Origin of the sequence: Zoogloea sp. (assembly GCF_041911615.1) — a bacterium.
Lineage (GTDB): Bacteria > Pseudomonadota > Gammaproteobacteria > Burkholderiales > Rhodocyclaceae > Zoogloea.
The window spans coordinates 1-5,365 of sequence record NZ_JAYROR010000072.1 but is presented as its reverse complement, the minus strand read 5'-3'; the positions used below and the strand labels follow the sequence as shown (position 1 = coordinate 5,365).

Here is a 5,365-nt window from a genome sequence, read left to right as displayed (position 1 = left end):
TGGACCAACTCGGTCTATGGAGGTGAGTAGCCACCGATAGGTGGCCCCAAGAATGAGGGGCCGCGTTAGCGACCCCTTACAGCCGCTTTGAGCGGCTCACATCCCGAATGCCCCCGGCTTTGCCGGGGGATGGTTACTTTCGCAAGGCTACATTCAACTCCGCGTCATCGGCACTGCTGTGTGTGGCTTGCATCGCTTCAGTTTCACGACCGGCCTCGTGGTCGGACTGAACTTTGAAGGATATGAGCGCCGGTATTGCTACGAGCATGCTGCCGATGCCCTTGCGGCGCTCGCGGCCTGGGATGGCCAGGAGCATCCCGGCGGCCCGTGGATCAAGTGCAAGGGGGCAGGGATCGATCTGTTGAATCCTTCATTTGTGGAGTAGGCCGGACGACGCCGCAGCAACGCTGGCAGATGTGCCCTTGCAGGGTGAGCACGGCTCCGTAAGGTGTTTCCGAACGGAGACTGGCTGAAAGACGATGAACTTGCCCGGCGGGCCATGCCGAGCGGCAGCCGCAACCACCGCAAGGCCGCGCGCGCCCGCGCACGGCGCTACTGGGCACGGGTGCGCTTCCATCGCGCTATGCCACCTGCCTGGCTGGCGGCCGAAGGCTGGGGGCTCGCATCGGCTGCTGCCTGGCGGCCGGGCGGTGCCGTTGATCCGGCCCTGCCGGGCGGGATGCTGTTCTGGACGACTCGCATGGGCGGGTGCGAAAGGATGGCGATGGACCTGGACGGTACCGACCACACCAAGGAACTGCTGCAACTGATCCGAAAGACCGCTCACCGCTGGAACCCGCACGAGGTGTTCTCGGATTTCGTCGAGCTGTCCTGCCTGTCGTTCAGCAACGCGGTGGACCGGCGCCAGTTCGACGCACGCGAGGCGCGCTACCTGCAGATCGCGAAGAGGTATCCGCGCGACGTATTCGAGAGCTTCCCACGCATGCTGGGACACCTGACCTTCGCGATGGAACAGCGCTATGCCGCGGGCGGACTGGGCGACGTGCTCGGAGTAGTCTACATGCAGCTCGAACTGGGCAATGACCGGGCGGGGCAGTTCTTCACGCCCTACCATGTGTCCCAGATGATGGCGCGCATGCTGGTCGGCGACGGGGCTGTTCGAGGCGGCCTCCATGGAGTCCGTGTTCCACGATGTATCCCATGCACCCGGCTTCAAGCACTACGACCAGCGCGAGCTGGAGGGGCAATTGCACTCCGAAGTCAAGGTCAAGCGCGAACTGAAGCTCGCCGACCTCAGCAGCGTTGCGTTGCGCAAGCTGGGTGCGCAATGCAAGCAACTCATCGATACCGAGAAGGATCAGTATCCGGCGACGCGCCGCTGGGCCGAGGCCCTCCACGTTCAGCACCCAGAAATCCAGGGGCTGTCCTGGATCTCCCGGCAGGACGATTCGGCTCGCGCGGTGATGCTGTTTGGCGACCGAATTCCGAAAGGCGCGCTGCATCAGGTCGGCGATTCGCGCAGTTTGCTGAAGGAAGAACAGACCTATGCGCAGTTGCTGAATCTGGCCGATCGGATTGGCGTCGACATCGTGCCGGGCAAGGGGACGCCGTAGTTCAAACCCGAGAAACTTGCGGGCGAGGGGCGTTCCCAGATCGGCTGATCACCAAGAACAATGGGAGGAGATGATGGAGTTCGCGAAGTGGTGCGTGGCAACCGAGGAGTCCGTTCAGACGCACAAGTTGCGCGGGCTGGGTATTGCTACCGGAGGGCAGGCACATGCGATTGGCGCGATCGCGAAAGCCGTCCCAGGCTACTACACGGATCCGAAACGCGTCGCGGATCTGCTGAGAAAGCTGGGCAAGCCGGCCGCTGCCGCCCATGTCGAGCAGAAGCTTCCGACGCAGGCATCCATCCGCTCCGGCGATCTGGGCGAGATCCTGTGCAACGCCTATGTTTACGAGGCCACTCCCTTCAATCTCGGCATCAAGCGTTTGCGCTGGAAGGACCATCGCAACATGTCGATGCGCGGTGAAGACGTGCTGGCCTTCAACTTCGACTCGAAAAGCGGCAGCCTGAAGATCCTCAAGGCGGAGGTCAAGAGCCGGGCAGGAATGCGCACGGCCGTCATCGACGAGGCCAGGGCGGCGCTCTGCGCCAACAGCGGGCTCCCGTCGCCGCATGCGCTCGCGTTCGTCGCTGACCGCTTGAACCAAGCCGGCGACACGTTTCTCGGCGATGCGCTGGACAAGGCTCAGCTCAAGGATGGCATCCGCGTCTCCCAGGTCTCGCACATGCTGTTCACATTCTCGGGCAACGACCCGCTGAAGCTTCTGAAAACCAACCTGCAGTCCTATGCCGGCCCCGTGCCGCAGCACTACGTCGGTCTTCGTGTCGATAGGCACCAGGACTTCATCAAGGCGGTCTTCGCGGCAATCGGCAAGGTGGGCAAGTAATGGCCGCGACGCTCGAGGAACTGAAAGCCAACATCGACGCTGCCGTGGTGCCCGGATTCAGGGCCAGGCTGCTTGCCCGCGGCCAGGCGCGCGCGATGATCTGGCGCGACGGTGCTCTACCGGAGGAAGCGCCCAACTTCGGTAGTGAGCTGTCGGACGACTTGCTGTCCTACGGGTACTCGCTGTTGCAGCACGGCCTGCGGTATGTCGATATGGGCGGCGACGCCGAGACAGCCCGCAAGAGCTTCGAGGTGGCCGCCGAAGCGCTCGAAGCCGTAGTTGCGCGGGGCGAAGCCAGCGCGGAGCGCGACTTCCACCGCCTCGTCGCGGCTGCGGCCTATCACCTGGGTCGTTTCTCGGCGAGGGCCTACTCGCTGCTGCACCAGGGGCTGGCCGAGGCAAATTTCTCGGCGATGGAAAAGGGGCTGGCGAAGCTGATGCTCCGCGATCTCGACGGCCTGGCCGGGGACGTCGGCGCATGGTTCGCCTCGGGCCAAGGGAGCGAGGGTGCGGTCGTTGCCGCGCTGGACCGGCCCGACACATTGGCCGATGGCGACGACACGGACGGCGCGGGGGCGACCGACGAGCGGATTGGCGCCGTGCTTGTCGCTCTAAAGGACAACTTCATGGCCGCGCTGGCGGTCGCGATGCTGGCCCTGGAACGCGGCGACGAAGCCTTGTTGTCGCTCGCGCGCGAGCGCCTGCAGCGCGGCCTCGAGGCCGCCGGCGAGCTCGAGCTCGTGCCCGCCTGGTGGTGTCACCGCCTGGCGATCCATCTGCTGGGGGGCCTCTGGGAGACCAGCTTCCACAAGATCCTGCCGCTTTCCGGGCCGCCCGGCGCAGAGATTGGCGACTGGGCCCGGCTGCGCAAGCTCTTCATCGCCTCGCTCTACCGCAGGAGCAAGTCCGAGGTCGAGCTCTGGCCGTCACAACTCCAGGCGGCGCGGCGTGTGCTCGACGCCGGCACGAACCTCGTGCTGTCGCTGCCCACCAGCGCGGGTAAGACGCGCATCGCGGAGCTGTGCATCCTGGCCTGCCTGGCGCGGGGCAAGCGCATCGTCTTCGTCACACCGCTCCGGGCCTTGTCTGCACAGACCGAGGTCGGCCTGCGGCGCACCTTTGCCCCGTTGGGAAAGTCCGTATCGAGCCTGTACGGCAGCATCGGCGCCAGCGGCGCGGACGTCGACGCCTTGCGCTCGACCGACATCGTCGTGGCCACGCCCGAGAAGCTCGACTTCGCGCTACGCAGCGATCCGACGCTGTTGGACGACGTCGGCCTGGTGGTGCTCGATGAGGGCCACATGATCGGCCTGGGCGAGCGCGAGGTGCGCTACGAGGCTCAGATTCAGCGCTTGCTACGGCGTTCGGACGCAGCCGGGCGGCGCATCGTGTGCCTCTCGGCGATCTTGCCGGATGGACACCAATTGGAGGACTTCGCCGCCTGGTTGACGCGCGACCAGCCCGACGGGTTGATCAAGGACGACTGGCGTCCGACCCGGCTGCGCTTCGGCGAGGTCGAATGGAAAGGCCAGCATGCTCAGCTCAACGTGAGCGTGGGGGACGAAAAGCCCTTCATCCCGAAGTTCGTGGTTCCGAAGAGACCGACCCGCGGACGCGCCAGAAAGTTGTTCCCGGCCGACCAGGGGGAATTGTGCATCGCAACCGCGTGGCGTCTGGTGGAAGAGGGTCAAACCGTCCTCGTCTTCTGTCCGATGCGCCGTTCGGTGCTTCCTCTGGCCGCGACCATCATCGAGATGCACAAGCGTGGCCACATCGACTCGATGCTCGCACAACCGGTCTCCGCGCTGGCCACGGCACTGGCCGTCGGCACGGAATGGTTCGGGCCCGATCACGACATCCTTGCGTGCCTGAAATTGGGCGTGGCGGTCCACCACGGTGCGCTGCCCACGCCTTACCGCAAGGAAGTCGAACGGTTGTTGCGGGAGGGCGTGCTTCGCGTCACGGTGTCATCGCCGACCTTGGCCCAGGGACTCAACCTCGCCGCGACCTCGCTGGTCTTTCGTGGGGTGAGGCGCGGCCGTGATCTCCTCGCTGCCTCGGAATTCCGCAATGTCGTCGGCCGGGCTGGGCGTGCTTACATCGATGTCGAAGGCTTGGTGCTTTATCCGATGTTCGATAACATGCGGCAACGGCGTAAGGACTGGCAGGAACTGGTCGCGAACCAGGCGGGTCGGGAGATGGAGAGCGGGCTGCTCCGGCTGGTCGCAGCGTTGCTCAGCCGGATGAGCAAAAGGTTGGGGTCCAGCGACGCCGGCCAACTGGTCGAGTACGTCGCGGGGCAGGCCGCGTGGGAGTTCCCGGTGCTCGCCTCCGAGTCGACCGAAGAGGCCGGCGACGCAAGGCAGCGATGGGACCAGCATCTGGCAAGCCTGGACACCGCGATCTTCAGCTTGCTCGGCGATTCCTACGTGCTGGACGCCGAAGTCGAGGCCAAGCTTGATGAGATCTTGGTGGCTTCGCTGTTCCAGCGGCGCCTTGCGCGCTACAACGAAGATGTTCAGAAACTGTTGCCGGCAGGGCTGCGCGCCCGCGCCAAGTACATCTGGCGCAACAGCACGCCCACACAGCGGCGGGGGTACTTCCTGGCCGGCGTGGGTCTGGCCGCCGGAAAGGCGCTGGACGAACGGGCGCCTGAGTTGGAGCGCCTCCTGCTGGCGGCCAACGTTAACATCGGCGTCGGCGATCAGGAAGAGGCGGTCGCGGCGATCACGGCCTTCGCCGAGATCGCGTTTGGCATCTCGCCGTTCCGCCCGGAGAGATTGATCGACGGCTGGAAGCCCTTGCTTAGCAGGCCGTTGAAAAATCCCCCGCCGACGCTGGCGTCGGCCAGTACGATCTGAAGCCATCGGCGAACAACCCAGACGAGGACGATGAGAGGCAACCAAGACTTCCAGGGGGCGATGTTCAGCTACATCAGCCTTGAAGAGCG

At 65.0% G+C, this 5,365-nt stretch carries 4 protein-coding genes; 3 read left to right on the top strand and 1 reads right to left on the bottom strand.

Translation table 11 applies throughout. From position 1 onward, the window contains the following. Positions 1-370: 370 nt before the first annotated feature. Entirely contained in the window at positions 371-1,135 is a 765-nt protein-coding gene (locus tag ACE3P2_RS08355; RefSeq protein ID WP_291471277.1) for a hypothetical protein, read from the bottom strand. Between ACE3P2_RS08355 and ACE3P2_RS08350 the strand changes: the two genes are divergently transcribed. From ACE3P2_RS08350 to ACE3P2_RS08340, 3 genes are all read left to right on the top strand, one after another. After that, complete coding sequence (locus ACE3P2_RS08350) at positions 1,134-1,574, top strand: RES domain-containing protein (protein ID WP_374263321.1); 441 nt, start codon at positions 1,134-1,136, stop codon at positions 1,572-1,574. The two genes, ACE3P2_RS08355 and ACE3P2_RS08350, sit on opposite strands and share 2 nt — an antisense overlap. 73 nt (positions 1,575-1,647) lie before the next feature. Next, positions 1,648-2,415: a Hachiman antiphage defense system protein HamA gene (locus ACE3P2_RS08345; RefSeq protein WP_273624913.1), complete on the top strand. Its 768-nt coding sequence runs from the start codon at positions 1,648-1,650 to the stop codon at positions 2,413-2,415. Continuing rightward, on the top strand, positions 2,415-5,276 hold the full coding sequence (locus ACE3P2_RS08340; protein ID WP_374263317.1) for a DEAD/DEAH box helicase: 2,862 nt from the start codon (positions 2,415-2,417) through the stop codon (positions 5,274-5,276). The genes ACE3P2_RS08345 and ACE3P2_RS08340 overlap by 1 nt, the downstream gene beginning before the upstream one ends. The last annotated feature ends 89 nt before the right edge of the window (positions 5,277-5,365 follow it).

Excerpts from the sequence above, each read along its gene's own strand:
- ACE3P2_RS08355 (WP_291471277.1), bottom strand. The coding sequence starts at position 1,135 with ATGGAGGCCGCCTCGAACAGCCCCGTCGCCGACCAGCATGCGCGCCAT.
- ACE3P2_RS08345 (WP_273624913.1), top strand. The coding sequence starts at position 1,648 with ATGGAGTTCGCGAAGTGGTGCGTGGCAACCGAGGAGTCCGTTCAGACG.
- ACE3P2_RS08350 (WP_374263321.1), top strand. The coding sequence starts at position 1,134 with ATGGAGTCCGTGTTCCACGATGTATCCCATGCACCCGGCTTCAAGCAC.
- ACE3P2_RS08340 (WP_374263317.1), top strand. The coding sequence starts at position 2,415 with ATGGCCGCGACGCTCGAGGAACTGAAAGCCAACATCGACGCTGCCGTG.